Here is a 17466-nt window from a genome sequence, read left to right as displayed (position 1 = left end):
TATCGATGGCGCATAAATGATTTTGCAAGTCTTACAAAGGCCTCATCTTGAGGCCTCTCATCAGGACGCTTTTTTAGGCCATCTTCGTCTGACTGGAATACATGTTTTTGCCGTAAGACGAGATCCACACACTGAACAAATTGCACCGTGAGGGTAATTTTTATCCGGGCAACGTTGCGTGAAAAAGAATGTATTTCCTTTGCAGACAGGACAAACGAATCTTAGAGTTGGAATAGCCCCTCCTCGCCGTTAGATGGAAAAACCACACTAACATGAAAAATTTGGCTTGAAAGATATATCGTTATGTTTTAATTGGTTCGTCTCTTCTTTTTTAGACAACATATGCGCTATATCAATTAGTAGTGAGAACTCGCAGGCTGGAAGATATACGTATGACATCAGCGAGTGAGATATTGAATTCAGGTATGGGGATTTTTAGCCAGTAACGAGATGAAATAATAATTGCTGGTAGTGAAAATAAGAATAAGTTATATATTAGCAGTGACAGTAATAAGCAAGAGCAGTGGTATTTCCACTGCTCTCAATATTTAGCGGAAAAAATCTGTCAGGCTGTTATTCATGTCATCAAGTAGCTGGAAGCGTCGACGATATTCGGCACGCTTCTTACTTGGAATACTCTCAAGCGGTTTACGTGCCAGCATTAATGGCAAACGCCAGCGCCAGGCATTATCTTTTTCGCCATCAATAGATGCCCAGAACTCATCATAGCTGGCATGGAAATGGCGACCTTTACTAAAGCGATAACGCAATGCGCGAAAGACATGACCATCATCGCTCACGCCATAAACCGCACTAATGCCGGTGTGTGCGCACATCTGCCACAATACTTCGATCAGCAAGCGTTTAGGAAAAATACCGTAGCAAGCACGTGTAGCCACCTTGATGACTTCATGCGAGATGTTTTTTCGGGGGCCCTGCAGACCGCCAATCACTAATGCACGCTGGCCTTTTTCCTCAATCACGCTGAATGTGGCGCTCGCCAGCAGGACACGGTCGCCATCGTATAACCACAGGGTGCTTTCGCCTTCACGTTCCGCTTTATGGGCGCAGGAGGCAAAAACATTAAATTCGGCGTCATCTTTGCCTTTGCACTGCAAAATGTGCTGAGGGCTAACGGCGGTCATTGCATCGGCTGCTTTGGCAGACAAACAAGTGTCAACCCACTGGTAGTGGCTGACGACCGCATCGGCACGCTTCGCTGCATTGAGCCCCAGCGTCAGATATTGACGATGTGATTTGCTCGGCAGTGTTACCTGGGCATTCAGTAAACGTTCAAATCCCGGGCGTTGTGATAACGCGCTCAGCATTTTTACCGTTGAAGGCCAGAACAACAGCGAACGGAGCAGGAACTTAAGGCGATAATTGCGTTTTGTCCAGATAGGGCCAGGCACCAGACGCCCGGAGACCAGTTCGCGAATAATATGTTGATGGTGATTTTGCAGGTGTTTTTCTTGCAGACTGATATTCGACACGGTAGGGCCCTCTGAATGTTCACTGTCTATTCTAGGGACTACGCTGTGGCAAATTAACCTGCGCGGTGGTTTATTTCGGGTTCGTTTAACGATGATTTAAGTTGAACCAAATTGGGCCCTGATTACGCAGAGTCAAGCCTCCTTTCTATACTAAAAATAAGGGGGAGATATGTATCAACGTATTGATGGGAATACCTGGCGGCATATCTGGATCGCAGGCGATCTGCATGGCTGCCATCAGCGTCTATTGAATGAACTGCGTGAGCGCCATTTTGATCCCTATAAGGATTTACTGATCTGCGTTGGCGATTTGATTGACCGTGGACCTGACAGCCTGCATTGCCTGCAATTGCTTAAAAGATCGTGGTTTAAGACGGTCCGTGGGAACCACGAGCAGATGGCTATTGACGCGCTCAATGCAGGGGATATGACCCTGTGGTCATTCAATGGCGGTGCCTGGTTCAATCATCTCAGCGGAAAGGAACAGCACACGGCTTGTGAGGCGCTACGGGAATGTGATCAATTGCCTTATATTATTGAGCTGCACTGCGCCAGCGGGGTCAATATTATCGCCCATGCCGATTACCCGTCCGATCACTACGCCTGGCAAAAACCCGTAGACAAAGAATCGGTACTCTGGCGTCGTGAGCGTTTGAGTGAACATCTGGCAGGGAAAGGTGAAGCCATTTCCGGCGCGGACCATTTCTGGTTTGGTCATACGCCGCTTAAACGTCGCGTGGATGCAACCAATCAGCATTATCTTGATACTGGCGCCGTCTTCGGCGGTGAAATGACATTAGTACAGGTGCAGTAGTTAAAAATCACTGTATTCCTGGGCAGGGCGCCAGAAGCCATCAATAAAATCTTCTACCGGATAGCATCCGCCATAGCGCAGGCGTTGTACTTCCATAGCGACAAGACACTGTTGTTCGGTATTAAAGACATCCACGACGATGTCATCACACCCACCATCCAGGTAGCAAACAAACAAGACCAGAGCGAACATTCCATCCTCGGTTCATTACAGCATGATGTAATTGTAGGGGATGATTAGAGGCAGGGGAAATCAGGCGGGTAAATAACCCGTCTCATGGACGGGTTCCCATTGAATCAGGCAAGACGCATGACCCAGGTATCAGATTTCTGATCGTAATGTTCGCGGTATAAAACGGAATGTTCGCCGTCAAGGATCGCTGGAATGCTGGTTTCCGCGTCCCAGGCATCAAGTTGCATACATAAATCCGGGTCTGATGAGCAAGGAATGCGTAATGTTCGCTCTCCCTGATTCTCGCCCTGCAACTCGGCATCATCGATTTCGAAGGCGCCGATACGCACGCTGGTTTTCGTCATAATGCTCTCCGTTGATGGTAGTTATGTGGTACGACCAGTACAGCCGCCCATCATTCAGCCTGGTACAACACAGAGCAAGATGCCAGTCAGAAAATGCTGTTTTTTTGCTCGCCGTCACGTATTGCTGGCGAACAGACGGCCGTCCCTTACCAGCTCGCGTGGATAACTGTTTTTCAGGCGGCTGCCCACTTTTTTCGCCAGGCCCAGTGGCTGACGCTGGTAGGTAACGATAACATCGTCTTTTATCGGTGGTGTTTGCGGATAAACATCACGCCCACGGTACCACTCTTCCGCTTCCTGATGCGTGAGTTCAAATGAAAGCGGGTTATCCACTCCAGCCAGGGCGATGACGGCTTCATGCTGCCAGCGATAGCCTTTATTGTGGCTTTCAGCGAGCTTGATGCCAGGGCGCGAAAAACGCACTTTGCCAATAAGGGGCGCGATGTGTGCCGGGAAGAGCCAGATTTCTTTATCACGCTGCCACAGGTGTAGATCGTCGTGCCATTGCAGGCCAACAGCGGCCGCTGCGTTAATCAGCAGAGCCTCTTCTTTCGGCTTCATACGGCTAAACGGGAAGTTACCCACTTTGTAGCCAGGAGAAGGCATCGGCGCGATTGCCGCGGTTTTTCGTAACCGCGCGACAAAGAATCCTTCGCAGTCATAAATTTGCGGAAAAACATGCAAAAAGCCCTCATCCGTCAGCGCTTGTTTTGCGCCTGTAAACAGGGTATCAAGCGGCAAAAACTCGACTGCGTCAGGATATTGCGCTTTTAGCCAGTGGCATATCGCTTCATTCTCTTCGCGATTGAGCGTACAGGTTGAATAGACCAGCGTACCGCCCGGACGCAGCGCATGAAAAGCGCTATCGATCAATTCCCGTTGGGTGGCGGCAATCTCAAGATTACTGGCGTGCGACCAGTTCTTTAATGCATCCGGATCCTTACGTACCACCCCTTCGCCAGAACAAGGCGCATCAAGCAAAATGGCATCAAACATCTCTGGCAACGCCGGGCCGAAGACGCGGCCATCAAAATGGGTTAGCGCGACATTGGCAACACCGCAGCGGCTGATATTGGCGTGCAGCACTTTTACGCGACTGGCGGAATACTCATTAGCGAGAATAGCGCCGCGATTGCCCATGCACGCAGCGATCTGGGTGGTTTTCGAGCCCGGTGCCGCTGCAACATCCATAACCCGTTCGGGCATTTCGCCATCAGCAAACAGGGCGCTAACCGGCAGCATGGAGCTGGCTTCCTGGATATAAAACATCCCGCTTAAATGTTCTGCGGTGCTACCGAGCGGTAGCGCCTCTTCATCATCCCGCTCAATCCAGAACCCTTCGGCACACCACGGAATCGGTGTCAGCTGCCAGCCATAAGGCGCAACAAGCCTCAGGAAGTCTTCAACGGTAATTTTGAGCGTATTAATTCGTAGACTGCGCCGCAAAGGCCGCTGACAGGCCGCGATGAATTCGTCGAAAGAGAGATGGGCTGGCAGCAGGTCACGCATTTGTGCCAGAAATTCGTCAGGAAGATAAACAGCGTTTTGAGCCACAGGTTATACCACAGGAAAGCAGGGAGGGGCGCAGTGTAACATACTCGCTCCGGCGCGGGCACGCCGGAGCGGTAAGGCATTAGCGTGGCAGGGCGGTGCCCCACTGACGCCACTCTTTAGGCTCGCTTTCCTGCAACAGGAAATGTTTACCTGGCTGCGCTTGCGGTGCCAGTGGGATACCCGGAGGCGTGGCAAAGGCCACTCCACCGCGAATAAACTGGTTAAAGGTACCCGTTTTCACCACGCCTCCGGTCAGGCCAAAGTCCAGCGAATAGCCGGAAGCCAGCCAGAACACGGAATTATTTCGCACGAGGTGCTGATAACGTTTGCTGATCCGCATCCCAACCATTACACGGTCTGACAGGGAACCGAGCATCAGGCCGGTGACGGTGCCCACTTCGATCCCACGGAACAGAACGGGTGTGCCAATATTCAGCGAACCGGCTTCCGGTGCTTCAACCACTACGTTCAAACCATCCAGATAACGGGAATCGGTGATCGTGGTTTCCTGTATTTCAAAATCACGGCGCGCCTCGCCATGGCCAGGTTCAACATTGATATAGGGCTGCAGGATAGTATCAAGATGCTCAACACCCGCTGCAGAGATTTGCGGTGTGACAACGGAGAATCGTGTGCCGCCACGGGCAAACGTCTGCACATATTCAGGGTAGAGCACCCCGGTTGCCTGTACTTCGCTCTTGTCGGCAATGAGCTGGAGGTTAGAAATCTGGCCGATATCGATACCCAGATAGCGAATCGGCATTCCCGCCGCCAGTTTTCCGGCATCATAGGCATGCAGGGTGATCTGACTCCCGACGGCGCGTGCGGCGGTCTCAGAGGCGTAAAGGATACGTTTATCGCCCTTGCGTGCGCTGGCGCTGGCGCCGCTGAGATTATCAAAACTGATCGCGCCTTTGAGGGCACGAGACAATGGCGACGCCTGAACCGTCAGGCCGCTACCGTTCAATTGAACTTTCGCCCCCCCTTCGGCCCAAAAAACGCTATTACTGGTCAACAGTGAGCGATACTCTGGCTTGATATGCACTTCGATATCAAACGCATCTGCCCGGGGGCGCACGGTAATGATTTCACCCACTTCAAATTTACGGTAGAGCACCACTGAACCTGCCTGCACATCCGGAAGGGTATCTGCGGTCAGCGTCAGGGTGGTTGTCGGCAGGTCGCTAAGACTGTTTTCCAGCGCTTTATCGAGATTGGCGAACAGAGGATAGCTGGTTTTCATCTCGCCTTTGCTGCCAGGGAGAATGCGAATACCACCGCTGAGCCACTCGTTGGCGCTGGCGGCGAGAAACTCAACGCCATCAATGCCCATTTTGACGTCAATACGGCTGTTGACCACAAACTTGCTGTCACCGTGCACCAGGTCGCGGTATTGCGGGTCGATAGCCAGCGCAAACGAAACCCCTTTACTGGTTAAATTTCGCTCCAGCACCTGGCCGACTTGCACGCCATGTAAGATCAGCGGTTGTCCCGCGTCAATACCATAGCTTTCCGGCGCAGTGAGCGTCAGTGTGATAACGCCAGGCTGCTGCAACAGATTTTTTGTGGCCGGCAGCACCACAAAATGATTACGAGGCTCGCCTTCACCAGGCACCAGCTCCAGCGTCGTACCTGTTAGCAGCGAACTGACATTGGGATTATCAAGTGAAATTTTGGGACTACGCATTTCGATACGCGTATTGTCGCGCAATAAATTAACGACGCCCGGATCCACCGTCATTTCGCCGGTCACTGCGCCACCGGGGTTGAGATTGAGTTTGGTTAACTGACCAACCTGCAGTCCCTGATACATCAGGGCTGTCGACCCCGCTTTCAGGCCGTCACCGCCCGGGAGGTCGAGTTTGACCAGAACCCCACGTTGGCTATGGGCGAGATCTTCGTAAAGACCGTACTCATCGTCCTGCGTCGCGGGTTGTGAGGAGTCCGGAGAGTCGAAAGCGATAGCGCCATTGACCAGCGCCGCGAGGCTTTCAAGCTCGACTTTTGCACCACTCAGGCTGACATCCGCTTTGACGCCGGAAATGTTCCAGAAGCGGCTACCTTTTTTCACCAGGTTGGTAAAACGGCGCTCAATCAGCACATCGATGGTGACGCCTTGTTTATTATTATTGATGGAATAATCATAAACGCGCCCGACCGGAATTTTCCGAAAATAGACCAGCGACCCGCTGTTGAGCGAGCCCAGGTCCGGGGCATGAAGATGAATCATCAATTCGCCATTATTCAGCCGATACTTAGGCTGGGTGTCGAGCGCAGTAAAATGCTCTTGCGGTTCCCCTTTACCGGGCATCATGCCGATATAGTTACCTCCGACCAGCGCATCCAGCCCGGAAACGCCCGCCAGCGAGGCTTTTGGCGTGACAAGCCAGAACTGCGTCTCACTGCGCAAAGCATCTTTCATATTGGCTTTAATACTGGCGCGTACCTCGATTTTTTTCAGGTCGTCGCTCAGGCGAATATCCTGCACGGTGCCCACTTCAACACCCTGATAACGAATCGGCGTTCTGCCGGCGACAATACCGTCAGCGGACATAAAATCGATGGTTATCGTGTTACCGCGATCTTTATAGCTTCCCCAGACCAGCCAGCCTGCAATCAGCAACGCAATGACCGGCAGCAGCCAGAAAGGTGAAATGCGGCGTTTTGTTTTTATACGCGCTTCAGTCGGCGAAGCGGGGGTTTCCTGACTCATGTGCATCCCAAAGTAAGCGGCTGTCCAGCCATTCCACAGCAAGAATAGTCAATATTACGGCTGCGCCGAAATAAAACGCAGCCGGTCCCATAGTAAAAGCAAGTAACTGGTCGCGGTTAATTAGTGACATTGTCAGTGAGATGACAAACAGATCGAGCATGGACCAACGCCCAATCCAGGTCACAAAGCGCAGAAGCAGGATGCGTGTACGTAACCCCTGTTCAAATTTGAAGTGGATGCTAAGCAGCAGTGTAAACAGCACAATAACTTTGGTAAATGGCACCAGAATACTGGCAATAAACACGACGCCTGCCACGGCGATATTGCTGTTTGCCAGGGACATAATGCCGGACAAGATAGTATCTTCCTGTCGCGCGCCATTGACGTAAACCACCGAGATGGGGAGCAGATTAGCCGGAAACAGAAATATCATCGATGCGATAAGCGCAGCCCAACATTTTTGTACGCTCTGACGGCGGCGATAGCGCAGGGGGATATGGCATCGCGGGCAGCGACCTCGCGGATCCGGGAAGCCGGTGAAGTGACATCCGAGACAGATACGCAACTTCTCATCTGGGCGTTTTGCTGGTCGCTGAGGGTAGAAACGCTCCCAGAGCTGCTCCACATTCAAGTGAATCAGCGTCAGAATACTTAAAATCACCAGGGCGACAAAAGCGATAAGGCCAATACCGGGCTGCAGAAAAGCATAATCCTGCACTTTGATCGAGGCAACGCCAATGCCCACCAGGTAAATATCCAGCATTACCCACTCTTTTAGTTTTTCCAGCATCAGCAGAACCGGGCGAAGATTCATCCCCAGTATGTTACCGAACCATAAGTAGGCAATTGCGGCGACCAAAATCAACGGGGCTCCCACCGTACAAAACAACACCATGGCGGCTGTGAGCGGATCGCCCTGCGCGGTCATCTGCCAGATCCCCTGAAACAGGTTTGCATCAATGCGTACGCCCAGCAGGTAGAGGTGGAGCAGCGGCTCGCTCCATGCGAATGGCATGAGCAGTAACATCGTCACGGCCATCGCCGCCAGACGGGTTAATGACCAGTCTCTACCGTCGCGAATTTTCGCATCACAACAGGGACAGAATGCACTTTGGTGCGATTTCATGACCGGAAGGGCAAAAAGCGTATCGCATTGCGGACATCGCTGATAATGTGCGCGGGGCAAGGCGTCGCCAATGGCGTGGACGGCCATTTTTTTAGCAGGCGTTATCTGTCGGTTTTTCAGGGCCATTGCATGCATATGAATAAATCAGGAATAAATCTATCTTAACTCATGATGGGAACTTCTTGAGCATCAACGCATTTAATGCTTATTTTAATAGGCTAGACTGCATTACCGAAGTAAGACATAAAGTGATTGGATAATGAACAAAATAGAATTTTACGCGGATTTGAACCGTGATTTTCAGGCGTTAATGGCAGGTGAAACCAGTTTTTTAGCGACACTCGCTAACACCAGTGCGTTGCTTTTTGAGCGACTGAGCGATGTGAACTGGGCCGGTTTCTATCTCCTTGAAGGGGATACGCTGGTACTGGGACCCTTCCAGGGCAAAATTGCCTGCGTACGTATTCCGGTCGGACGCGGCGTTTGCGGTACTGCGGTGGCACAAAACAGCGTGCAACGCGTGGACGATGTGCATCAGTTCTCCGGGCATATTGCCTGCGATGCCGCCAGTAATGCTGAAATCGTACTGCCTATTACACTGAATAATCAGATTATTGGTGTCCTTGATATCGACAGCATTGCGTTCGCGCGTTTTGCTGCTGAGGATGAAGAGGGGTTGCGTGAGCTGGTATCGCACCTGGAAAACACGCTGATACAGACCGATTATAAAAAATTCTTTGCGGGCGTCGCAGGATAATCAACGGATAACGTAGCATTTACGGATAGCGTCATTATAATGACGCCTGTTCATGCCTGCGGCTTGTTGGCAACGTCCGTTGTAATCAGGAAATTTCATGGAAAATCAACCTAAGTTGAATAGCAGTAAAGAAGTTATCGCCTTTCTGTCCGAACGTTTTCCTCACTGTTTCAGTGCAGAAGGCGAAGCGCGTCCCCTGAAAATCGGTATTTTTCAGGATTTAGTTGCACGAGTTGAGGGCGAGATGAATCTCAGCAAAACTCAGCTTCGTTCCGCTTTACGTCTTTACACTTCAAGCTGGCGTTACCTTTATGGTATCAAAGCTGGTGCGACCCGTGTCGATCTCGACGGTAACCCGTGCGGCGTTCTGGATGAGCAGCACGTTGAGCACGCGCGTAAACAGCTTGAAGAAGCCAAAGCTCGCGTTCAGGCGCAACGCGCTGAACAACAAGCGAAAAAACGAGAAGCAGCCATTGCTGCCGGTGAGACGGAAGAGGCTCCGCGTCGTGAGCGTAAACCCCGTCCGGCACCGCGTCGTAAGGAAAATGGCGAGCGCAAACCTCGTACTGACAAACCTGCTGCGAAACCCCAGCGCGCGCCGCGAGAAGAACGTCATACGCCAGTTTCAGATTTATCTGCACTGACTGTAGGTCAAAACCTTAAGGTTAAAGCGGGTAATAATGCGATGGACGCCACCGTACTGGAAATCACCAAAGACGGCGTTCGCGTACAGCTTACTTCGGGTATGTCGATGATTGTACGCGCAGAACATTTGATGTTCTGAAACGGAGGCCTGGCCTGGCATGAACACTTTGTTTAAGCGCACAGCGTTGGCTGGTCTGTTATTAATAACAGGCCAGGTTTTCGCGGTGGAAGATATTACCCGTGCCGATCAAATTCCGGTATTAAAGGAAGAGCCTCAGCACGCGACGGTCAGTGAGCGAGTGACTTCGCGGTTTACCCGTTCTCACTACCGTCAATTCGATTTGGATCAGGCCTTTTCGGCAAAGATCTTTGATCGTTACCTCAATTTGCTGGACTACAGTCATAATGTGCTTCTGGCCAGCGACGTTGCACAATTTGCGCAGAAAAAAACGCAGTTAGGTGATGAACTCCGCACCGGTAAACTGGATGTTTTCTACGATCTCTACAATCTTGCGCAAAAACGCCGTTTCGAACGTTACCAGTACGCACTGAAAGTGCTGGAGCGGCCGATGGATTTTTCTGGCAACGACACCTTCAACCTTGACCGCAGTAAAGCGCCATGGCCAAAGGATGAATCCGAGCTTAACGCCCTTTGGGATGGCAAAGTCAAATATGACGAGTTGAGTCTCAAGCTCACCGGTAAAGATGAGAAAGAGATCCGCGACACCCTGACGCGTCGTTATAAATTTGCCATTCGTCGGCTGGTGCAAACGAATAGTGAAGATGTGTTCTCACTGGCGATGACGTCGTTTGCCCGTGAAATTGATCCGCATACTAACTATCTGTCGCCGCGCAACACTGAGCAGTTCAACACCGAGATGAGCCTTTCTCTGGAAGGTATCGGCGCCGTTTTGCAGATGGATGACGACTATACCGTTATCAATTCGATGGTGGCGGGTGGTCCGGCAGCGAAGAGCAAAGCCATCAGCGTGGGCGATCGTATCGTAGGTGTCGGGCAGACGGGCCAGAATATGGTCGATGTCATTGGCTGGCGTCTTGATGATGTTGTTGCGTTGATCAAAGGTCCAAAAGGCAGCAAAGTTCGCCTCGAAATTCTGCCTGCGGGTAAAGGAACGAAGACGCGGATTGTGACGCTGACCCGCGAGCGTATTCGTCTGGAAGACCGTGCGGTGAAAATGTCGGTGAAAACGGTCGGCAAAGAAAAAGTTGGCGTACTGGATATTCCTGGTTTCTATGTGGGTCTGACCGATGACGTCAAGGTTCAGTTGCAGAAACTCGAAAAACAGAACGTTAGCAGCGTCGTGATTGATCTGCGCACCAACGGTGGCGGCGCATTAACGGAAGCCGTTTCCCTTTCCGGTCTGTTTATTCCGTCAGGTCCTGTGGTTCAGGTTCGCGACAATAATGGCAAAGTCCGTGAAGACAGCGATACCGATGGCGTGGTCTATTACAAAGGCCCGCTGGTGGTGCTGGTCGACCGCTTCAGTGCCTCGGCATCCGAAATATTTGCTGCTGCGATGCAGGATTATGGACGTGCACTGATCGTCGGTGAGCCCACCTTCGGTAAAGGCACTGTTCAACAGTATCGCTCGCTGAACCGTATTTACGATCAGATGTTGCGCCCGGAATGGCCAGCGTTGGGTTCCGTACAGTACACCATTCAGAAGTTCTATCGCGTTAATGGCGGCAGTACACAGCGTAAGGGCGTCACGCCGGATATCATTATGCCGACGGGGACGCAAGAGACGGAAACCGGCGAGAAGTTTGAAGATAATGCACTGCCGTGGGATAGCATCAATGCGGCCAACTTTACGAAGTATGGCGACATGAAACCGTTTGGCCCGCAGCTGCTGCAGGAACATGATGAGCGCATTGCGAAGGACCCGGAATTCCAGTACATCATGAAGGACATTGCTCGCTTCAATGCCCTGAAAGAGAAAAAGAATATCGTGTCGCTAAACTATGCGCAGCGTGAAAAAGAGAACGCCGAAGACGACGCTATTCGTCTCAGTCGCCTCAACGATCGCTTCAAACGTGAAGGCAAACCGCAGCTGAAAAAACTGGAAGATCTGCCGAAAGATTACCAGGAGCCGGATCCTTATCTTGATGAGACCGTCCATATTGCTTTGGACCTTGCCCATCTTGAAAAAGATACCCCGGCGGCTGACCCCGCTCCCGCAAAATAACCTTCCAACAGGCACAAGAAATTGTGCCTGTTTTTTTAACAAGCTCCAGATGGCGTAAGCATTATGCTACAAAATGTAAAGTTGTGTCTTTCTGGTGACTTACGGCGTTCTGGTGCTTGAAAATAGCCGGATTAACCATACGATGTGGGTAATCGCATAGTGCGTTTTGTTAATTAGAGGTTAAAAGAAAATTATGATGCGTATCGCGCTCTTCCTGTTGACTAACCTTGCCGTCATGCTGGTGTTCGGCCTGGTGCTTAGCCTGACGGGCATTCAGTCGAGCAGCGTGCAGGGATTGTTGATTATGGCGCTGCTGTTTGGTTTTGGCGGCTCTTTTGTTTCACTGCTGATGTCTAAATGGATGGCACTGAAATCCGTAGGCGGTGAGGTTATTGAACAACCACGTAACGACATGGAACGCTGGTTGATGAATACAGTTGCGAATCAGTCTCGTCAGGCCGGTATCGCTATGCCGCAGGTGGCAATCTACCATGCACCGGATATCAACGCATTCGCGACAGGCGCCCGCCGTGATGCATCGCTGGTCGCGGTCAGTACCGGGCTTCTGCAGAATATGAGCCGTGATGAAGCCGAAGCGGTGATTGCCCACGAAATTAGTCACATCGCAAATGGCGATATGGTCACGATGACCCTGATTCAGGGGGTGGTGAACACCTTCGTTATCTTCATCTCGCGCATTCTCGCGCAGATTGCATCAGGCTTTCTTAGCGGCAACCGCGATGACGGCGAAGAGAGCAACGGTAACCCACTAATCTACTTTGCCGTGGCCACCGTACTGGAGCTGGTGTTTGGTATTCTGGCCAGCATTATCACCATGTGGTTCTCACGTTATCGTGAATTCCATGCTGATGCGGGTTCTGCAAAACTCGTTGGTCGTGAAAAAATGATTGCCGCGCTCCAGCGCCTGAAAACCAGCTATGAGCCGCAGGAAGCCAGTAGCATGATGGCATTTTGCATCAACGGTAAGTCTAAATCGTTAAGCGAACTGTTTATGACTCACCCGCCGCTCGACAAACGTATTGAAGCACTGCGTAGCGGGGCTTATCTCAAATAAGGCGTTTGCCTGAAATAAAAAAGCGCGTCATATGACGCGCTTTTTTTATGCAGTCCGCGGCTGTGTGATCCGCAAACCGCTGATGATAGCGGCGACGGTTGCCAGTATGCCTGCGAGCAGGAGTGATGTATGTGTCCCGTTTTTATCAAACAGGTTCAAGAGTAACGCCACCAGTGCCGCGCCGAAACTCTGCCCTAACAGACGGGCGGTACCCAGCATTCCACTGGCTCCACCGCTACGCTGACGCGGTGCGGAGCTGATGATGGTATGGTTGTTGGGTGACTGGAACAGGCCAAATCCTGCCCCGCAAAGGGCCATTCGCCAGATAATATCCACATCGGCAGGCGCTGCTGGCAGCATCGCCAGCGCAAATAAGCCGCATGCCATCATAGCCAACCCCAGCGCACCTAATAGCCCGGCATGGACACGTTCAATCAGATAACCTGCCAGCGGCGCCATCACCATGGTGGCTAACGGCCACGGCGTTAACAGCAGACCCGTTTCCACTTCGCTGCGCCCAAGTATCGATTGCATAAAGAAGGGCAGGGAAACGAGAGCCAGCATTTGTGCGCAAAAAGAGCAGATTGACGTACAAATCGATAATGAGAACAGTGGGATGCGCAACAGGTCTATGGGTAACAGCGGCACCGGTAAACGCAGTTGTCGACGTACAAAGAAAATGCCGATCACCAGCATGGCTGCAATTTCAGCAAGCACCAGAGGGGTGGATTGCCCTTGGGCAAATCCGCTCATCGCGGTTATCAGTAAACCAAACGTTAATGCGTTCATCACCGCGCTGGGGAGATCAAATTTCGGCATCGCGCTGCGTGAGCCATTGGCGGGCAAATAACGCAGCGCCAGTACCAGCGAGAGTATTCCCAGCGGCACATTAATCAAAAACAGCCACTGCCAGGAGGCGATAGAAAGAATGGCGGCGGCAATCGTCGGGCCTGCTGCCGAGGAGACGGCAACCACGAAAGAGTTGATCCCCATTCCACGCCCCAACTGGCGCTGTGGGTAAATCAGGCGAATTAATGCGGTATTCACACTCATCAGCGCCGCGCCACCGAAACCTTGCGCGACACGAGCAAGCGTCAGCGTGAGTAACGAATCTGACAGCGCGCAAAACAGGGACGTCAGCGTAAAGAGCACCAGCCCGCACTGGTAGACACGACGGTAGCCGAACATATCGCCGAGGAAGGATAGCGTCAGCAACGAAATGACAATCGCTATCTGGTAAGCATTGACGACCCAAATTGAACTGGCCGCTGAGGCGTGCAGATCCCGGGCAATCGTTGGTAGTGCGACGTTAGCGATGGCGCCGTCTAGTACGGCCATGGTAATGCCAATAACAATCGTTAATATTGCGCCGTAGCGCTGTGGAACCGGTAAGCCGTCTGGCGTGGATTTATTCATGAGAAAAGCTGGGTTTTGCTTGTTCAATGATTTGTATAATGATTCTATCATCCGTATTTCGGTTTTATATCGCAGATTTGTAACGAAGTTGCGAAACTCGGATTGCGACGCACAGGCGAGAAATTTATAATAAAAAACTATTCTGATTTTTATAAAACACGGGCGATGAGGTGACTAATGGCTATTGCAGATTTGGACAAACAGCCAGACTCTGTGTCTTCTGTACTGAAGGTATTTGGCATTCTGCAGGCGCTTGGCGAAGAACGTGAGATCGGGATCACCGAACTTTCGCAGCGCGTCATGATGTCGAAAAGCACCGTATATCGCTTTTTGCAGACGATGAAATCACTGGGTTATGTTGCGCAGGAAGGGGAATCAGAGAAGTACTCTCTGACTCTTAAACTGTTCGAGCTCGGTGCGCGTGCGCTGCAAAACGTCGATCTGATCCGCAGTGCCGATATTCAGATGCGTGAACTGTCTCGACTGACCAAAGAGACTATCCATCTGGGCGCGCTGGATGAAGACAGCATTGTCTATATCCACAAAATCGACTCTATGTACAACCTGCGCATGTATTCGCGCATTGGTCGTCGCAACCCGCTGTATAGCACCGCGATTGGCAAAGTATTGCTGGCGTGGCGTGACAAAGAAGAAGTGGTGCAGATCCTTGAGGGGGTAGAGTACAAACGCAGTACCGAGCGCACCATTACCAGTACCGAGGATTTATTGCCGATGCTCGATATTGTTCGCCAGCAGGGCTATGGCGAAGATAATGAAGAACAGGAAGAAGGGTTACGTTGCATCGGTGTGCCCGTGTTTGACCGTTTCGGCGTAGTTATTGCCGGGCTGAGTATCTCCTTCCCGACGCTGCGTTTCTCCGAGGAACGCCTGCATGAGTATGTCAGTATGCTCCACCATGCTGCGCGTAAGATTTCTGAACAGATGGGTTATAACGATTACCCGTTCTGAGTGTGAAAACGCCGCCTTGATGGCGGCGTTTGTTTATCCGTTATCGACAACCGTTTCGCTTTTGCGCAGTACCGGACATTGCGTGAGTCCGATAATACCGCTGCTTGAGTGAACATATTGTGCTGTGCTGACGCCCCGGGCTGTCAGGTATTTACATTGTAATCCCAGACCGGCGGCAATTTCATGGCTGCCAATCAGCACGCCATATCCGCTGAGCAAAATACCAACCCAGACCAGCGCCACGACAATAATTGCCCGAATAAGAGTGCGCATCTTCATTCCTTGCGTTTGGATACTGTTTTCAGGCTACCGCTTCGGCGAGAGACCGCACACCCGAGCATTCCTAAAAACGCCGATTAGAGATACAGTTAGTCGCGGTTTAAGGAACTAATGTTAACCTGGCAACATAGAGTGGAGTATCGGAGAGTGGAGTGAAAAAGTTTAGATGGCTAATACTGATCGCCGTACTGGTGGTCTGCCTGTTACTCTGGACTCAAATGCTAAATGTAATGTGCCACCAGGATGTTCAATTTTTCAGCGGCATTTGCGTCATCAATAAATATATCCCCTGGTAGGGGCTTTTTTGTCGTTAATGATGTCCTTCCGTCTTGCCAGTGGTAAAATGTACCTCTTTGGTTGAGGTGGTAAAATGAACGAATTAATGAGTTCAGGCGCGCTTAACATCGCGTCTTTTGTTGTGTCGGTGGTGGTGTTGCTGGTCGGGTTGGTGCTGTGGTTCTTTATCAATCGCGCAAGTTCGCGGACTAATGAGCAGATCGAATTGCTCGAAGCATTGTTAGATCAACAAAAACGTCAGACCGCATTGTTGCGTCGTTTGTGCGAATCTAACGAACCGGAAAAAGAGGTTGCCCCGACGCCGGTCGCTGAAGAAGAAGGCAAAGGCGATGAATTTATCCGTCTGGTAGCAGAGCGTTAAATTCACCAAGGTGAGGGCAGCATGGCGCGTAAAAATCCCTGGTTTAATGCCGCGTTCCCTCACCATCGCCCCGACGGATTTACTAATCTCACGCCAGGCGGTCATGCGTCTGGCGACGTAAAGCGTTGGCGGCAGGAGCGCAAAGCCGCAGGGTTACCGCGTCCGCCTGCAGAGGGATATGCCAGCTTTATTGCGCAATGGTGGCAGCATGCAGAAATTAACGGTGACGATGACAGAGTCTGGTGGTTAGGTCACTCATCAATCCTGCTACGCCTGATGGGACAGTATATTTTGACCGACCCGGTTTTCTCTGACCGGGCATCGCCTCTACGTTTTGTCGGCCCACAGCGACGAACACCGCCTGCGCTGGCCATTTCCGAACTTCCTTCGCTCGATACTATCGTTATCTCACACAATCACTACGATCATCTTGACGTCAGGACAATGCGCGCGCTCATACAGCGTTTTGCACACGTGACGATTTTTGTGCCGCTCGGTCTGGGAAGCTGGTGCCGTCGTTTGGGCGCACGTAATGTGATAGAACTCGACTGGTGGCAAAGCGTGGTATTCCAGGGACTTGTGTATACGGCGGTGCCCGCGCAACACTGGAGTATGCGTACCCCATGGGATCGCAATTCCGTCTTGTGGTGTGGTTGGGTTATCGAAAATAGCGCGCAACGGTTCTGGTTTCCTGGCGATACCGGTTACAGCGAAGACTTGCTGGCGATCCCACAGCGTTTGGGGCCGTTAAGCCTGGCAGCGCTCCCTATTGGTGCATACGCTCCTCGTTGGTTCATGGCCTACAACCATATGGATCCACAACAGGCGGTAACGTTATGGCAGCAGTTGGGTAAACCTCTGTCGTTTCCTGTTCACTGGGGTGTTTTTGAACTGGCGGATGAATCACTGGATGAGCCGCTGCGCGAGTTAGATAACGCATTAAGCGAAACGGCAGATGACGTTACTAACTTCATGACGCTGAAAATTGGTCAGTATTTATCTTTGCAAAATACAGGCGAATAGCACTGCTACTAATTTATTATTTAGAACAAGTTAAATATTTTTTATTTTTATCGAAACGTTTTTATTGCCTTTTTATGAGGCACTGTCATCAGACTTTCATTATTTTGGTGCACACTTCTGCTTAATTGCACAACAAATATTCGATGGTAAACCACCGCATTTGATTAGTTGCGAGAGGGGCGCATTTCAGGCGTTCCTGAT

At 51.2% G+C, this 17466-nt stretch carries 17 protein-coding genes; 9 read left to right on the top strand and 8 right to left on the bottom strand.

From position 1 onward, the window contains the following. Window positions 1-548: 548 nt before the first annotated feature. The gene (locus AB182_RS15495; protein WP_047370882.1) at window positions 549-1493 is read right to left on the bottom strand and encodes a VirK/YbjX family protein; all 945 of its coding nucleotides are present in this window, start codon (window positions 1491-1493) and stop codon (window positions 549-551) included. 169 nt (window positions 1494-1662) lie between these two features. Between AB182_RS15495 and pphA the strand changes: the two genes are divergently transcribed. Then, complete coding sequence (pphA, locus tag AB182_RS15490) at window positions 1663-2307, top strand: protein-serine/threonine phosphatase (RefSeq protein ID WP_047370881.1); 645 nt, start codon at window positions 1663-1665, stop codon at window positions 2305-2307. On the opposite strand, the gene AB182_RS15485 is transcribed toward pphA, so the two are convergent. The 5 genes from AB182_RS15485 to yebS form a co-directional block, all read right to left on the bottom strand. Further along, window positions 2308-2499, bottom strand: coding sequence for a YdfD/YebW family protein (locus AB182_RS15485; protein WP_047370880.1), 192 nt, complete (start codon window positions 2497-2499; stop codon window positions 2308-2310). Window positions 2500-2603: 104 nt separating this feature from the next. Continuing rightward, a complete protein-coding gene (locus tag AB182_RS15480) occupies window positions 2604-2843 on the bottom strand; it encodes a YebV family protein (protein ID WP_047370879.1) in 240 nt (79 codons plus the stop codon). A gap of 114 nt (window positions 2844-2957) precedes the next feature. After that, a complete protein-coding gene (gene rsmF / locus AB182_RS15475) occupies window positions 2958-4397 on the bottom strand; it encodes a 16S rRNA (cytosine(1407)-C(5))-methyltransferase RsmF (RefSeq protein WP_047370878.1) in 1440 nt (479 codons plus the stop codon). Between the two features lie 79 nt (window positions 4398-4476). Then, a complete protein-coding gene (locus AB182_RS15470) occupies window positions 4477-7110 on the bottom strand; it encodes a PqiB family protein (RefSeq protein ID WP_047370877.1) in 2634 nt (877 codons plus the stop codon). Then, entirely contained in the window at window positions 7079-8362 is a 1284-nt protein-coding gene (gene yebS, locus AB182_RS15465; RefSeq protein WP_047373322.1) for a membrane integrity lipid transport subunit YebS, read from the bottom strand. The genes AB182_RS15470 and yebS overlap by 32 nt, the downstream gene beginning before the upstream one ends. Before the next feature lie 133 nt (window positions 8363-8495). Here yebS and AB182_RS15460 point away from each other — a divergent pair, with 133 nt between their 5' ends. The 4 genes from AB182_RS15460 (at window position 8496) to htpX (ending at window position 12920) form a co-directional block, all read left to right on the top strand. Continuing rightward, window positions 8496-8993, top strand: a complete 498-nt coding sequence (locus AB182_RS15460; protein WP_047370876.1) for a GAF domain-containing protein — start codon at window positions 8496-8498, stop codon at window positions 8991-8993. 97 nt (window positions 8994-9090) lie between these two features. Continuing rightward, window positions 9091-9777 carry an RNA chaperone ProQ gene (proQ, locus tag AB182_RS15455; RefSeq protein WP_047370875.1) on the top strand — a complete coding sequence of 229 codons (687 nt, stop codon included), beginning with the start codon at window positions 9091-9093 and terminating at the stop codon, window positions 9775-9777. Window positions 9778-9796: 19 nt separating this feature from the next. Continuing rightward, window positions 9797-11845 carry a carboxy terminal-processing peptidase gene (gene prc / locus AB182_RS15450; protein ID WP_047370874.1) on the top strand — a complete coding sequence of 683 codons (2049 nt, stop codon included), beginning with the start codon at window positions 9797-9799 and terminating at the stop codon, window positions 11843-11845. 193 nt (window positions 11846-12038) lie between these two features. After that, window positions 12039-12920 carry a protease HtpX gene (gene htpX, locus AB182_RS15445; RefSeq protein ID WP_047370873.1) on the top strand — a complete coding sequence of 294 codons (882 nt, stop codon included), beginning with the start codon at window positions 12039-12041 and terminating at the stop codon, window positions 12918-12920. 45 nt (window positions 12921-12965) lie between these two features. On the opposite strand, the gene AB182_RS15440 is transcribed toward htpX, so the two are convergent. Further along, entirely contained in the window at window positions 12966-14336 is a 1371-nt protein-coding gene (locus AB182_RS15440) for an MFS transporter (protein WP_047370872.1), read from the bottom strand. Window positions 14337-14513: 177 nt separating this feature from the next. Between AB182_RS15440 and kdgR the strand changes: the two genes are divergently transcribed. Next, window positions 14514-15305, top strand: a complete 792-nt coding sequence (gene kdgR, locus AB182_RS15435; RefSeq protein WP_039079539.1) for a DNA-binding transcriptional regulator KdgR — start codon at window positions 14514-14516, stop codon at window positions 15303-15305. 33 nt (window positions 15306-15338) lie between these two features. Here the strand turns inward: kdgR and AB182_RS15430 are convergent, their stop codons facing one another. Continuing rightward, window positions 15339-15578: a YobH family protein gene (locus AB182_RS15430; RefSeq protein ID WP_047370871.1), complete on the bottom strand. Its 240-nt coding sequence runs from the start codon at window positions 15576-15578 to the stop codon at window positions 15339-15341. Window positions 15579-15736: 158 nt separating this feature from the next. Here AB182_RS15430 and mgrB point away from each other — a divergent pair, with 158 nt between their 5' ends. The 3 genes from mgrB (at window position 15737) to AB182_RS15420 (ending at window position 17265) form a co-directional block, all read left to right on the top strand. Further along, the gene (gene mgrB, locus AB182_RS30725) at window positions 15737-15880 is read left to right on the top strand and encodes a PhoP/PhoQ regulator MgrB (protein ID WP_071845892.1); all 144 of its coding nucleotides are present in this window, start codon (window positions 15737-15739) and stop codon (window positions 15878-15880) included. A 74-nt stretch (window positions 15881-15954) separates the two neighbouring features. After that, window positions 15955-16242: a YebO family protein gene (locus tag AB182_RS15425; protein ID WP_047370870.1), complete on the top strand. Its 288-nt coding sequence runs from the start codon at window positions 15955-15957 to the stop codon at window positions 16240-16242. Window positions 16243-16263: 21 nt separating this feature from the next. Then, complete coding sequence (locus tag AB182_RS15420; protein ID WP_047370869.1) at window positions 16264-17265, top strand: MBL fold metallo-hydrolase; 1002 nt, start codon at window positions 16264-16266, stop codon at window positions 17263-17265. The last annotated feature ends 201 nt before the right edge of the window (window positions 17266-17466 follow it).

The sequence above is a fragment of the Phytobacter ursingii genome (assembly GCF_001022135.1).
GTDB lineage: Bacteria > Pseudomonadota > Gammaproteobacteria > Enterobacterales > Enterobacteriaceae > Phytobacter > Phytobacter ursingii.
Note: the sequence above shows the minus strand (reverse complement) of the source record. Positions and strands in the feature narration are given on the sequence as shown.

Bases quoted from the DNA above. Each gene is read 5' to 3' on its own strand.
- AB182_RS15460 (WP_047370876.1), top strand. From the start codon at position 8,496: ATGAACAAAATAGAATTTTACGCGGATTTGAACCGTGATTTTCAGGCG.
- AB182_RS15430 (WP_047370871.1), bottom strand. From the start codon at position 15,578: ATGCGCACTCTTATTCGGGCAATTATTGTCGTGGCGCTGGTCTGGGTT.
- AB182_RS15480 (WP_047370879.1), bottom strand. From the start codon at position 2,843: ATGACGAAAACCAGCGTGCGTATCGGCGCCTTCGAAATCGATGATGCC.
- pphA (WP_047370881.1), top strand. From the start codon at position 1,663: ATGTATCAACGTATTGATGGGAATACCTGGCGGCATATCTGGATCGCA.
- AB182_RS15420 (WP_047370869.1), top strand. From the start codon at position 16,264: ATGGCGCGTAAAAATCCCTGGTTTAATGCCGCGTTCCCTCACCATCGC.
- AB182_RS15485 (WP_047370880.1), bottom strand. From the start codon at position 2,499: ATGTTCGCTCTGGTCTTGTTTGTTTGCTACCTGGATGGTGGGTGTGAT.
- prc (WP_047370874.1), top strand. From the start codon at position 9,797: ATGAACACTTTGTTTAAGCGCACAGCGTTGGCTGGTCTGTTATTAATA.
- kdgR (WP_039079539.1), top strand. From the start codon at position 14,514: ATGGCTATTGCAGATTTGGACAAACAGCCAGACTCTGTGTCTTCTGTA.
- AB182_RS15440 (WP_047370872.1), bottom strand. From the start codon at position 14,336: ATGAATAAATCCACGCCAGACGGCTTACCGGTTCCACAGCGCTACGGC.
- htpX (WP_047370873.1), top strand. From the start codon at position 12,039: ATGATGCGTATCGCGCTCTTCCTGTTGACTAACCTTGCCGTCATGCTG.
- yebS (WP_047373322.1), bottom strand. From the start codon at position 8,362: ATGGCCCTGAAAAACCGACAGATAACGCCTGCTAAAAAAATGGCCGTC.
- proQ (WP_047370875.1), top strand. From the start codon at position 9,091: ATGGAAAATCAACCTAAGTTGAATAGCAGTAAAGAAGTTATCGCCTTT.
- AB182_RS15470 (WP_047370877.1), bottom strand. From the start codon at position 7,110: ATGAGTCAGGAAACCCCCGCTTCGCCGACTGAAGCGCGTATAAAAACA.
- AB182_RS15425 (WP_047370870.1), top strand. From the start codon at position 15,955: ATGAACGAATTAATGAGTTCAGGCGCGCTTAACATCGCGTCTTTTGTT.